Origin of the sequence: Haloferax sp. KTX1 (genome assembly GCF_902410085.1) — an archaeon.
In the GTDB taxonomy this organism is placed as follows: domain Archaea; phylum Halobacteriota; class Halobacteria; order Halobacteriales; family Haloferacaceae; genus Haloferax; species Haloferax massiliensis.
This window is the reverse complement of record NZ_CABPRH010000333.1, coordinates 1-394: the sequence shown is the minus strand read 5'-3', so window position 1 is coordinate 394 and position 394 is coordinate 1. Positions and strand designations below refer to the sequence as shown.

At 61.4% G+C, this 394-nt stretch carries 1 protein-coding gene; it reads left to right on the top strand.

The genetic code is table 11. The annotated features are described in order from the left end of the window. Position 1 precedes the first annotated feature (1 nt). Positions 2-394: HTH domain-containing protein (locus tag FY251_RS22075; RefSeq protein WP_369333713.1), on the top strand; the 393-nt coding region annotated here is incomplete at its 3' end.

Sequence of the window (394 nt, the reverse complement as noted above, 5' to 3'; positions counted from 1 at the left end):
CATCGAGCTGTACGTTCGGTCGATGCTGCCCGACGGCGCACACGAACGACAGGAGGCGGTCATCGACCGTCTCCAGACGCTCGACGAGAACGACCACATCGACGGGTTCAACGTCATCGTCTGGGGCAAGCAGATCGCACCCCAGTCGGCCGCCGCACGGACGGAGGAAGGCACGTACATCCTGAACCGCGTCGCCGAGTTCAAGCAGTGGGCGCTGACCAACAACGTCTCGCTGGAATCCTTCTATCAGGACACGACCGTTGACTCAGAAGTGGCGGAATCGGCGTACGACACCATGGCGCTACCAGTCATGGGGCTGGCTGAGTACGACGGCAACGAACTCGTCCACGTCGCACCCTGTACGAAAGGCGATGTCGTCCACACGATTACGGAC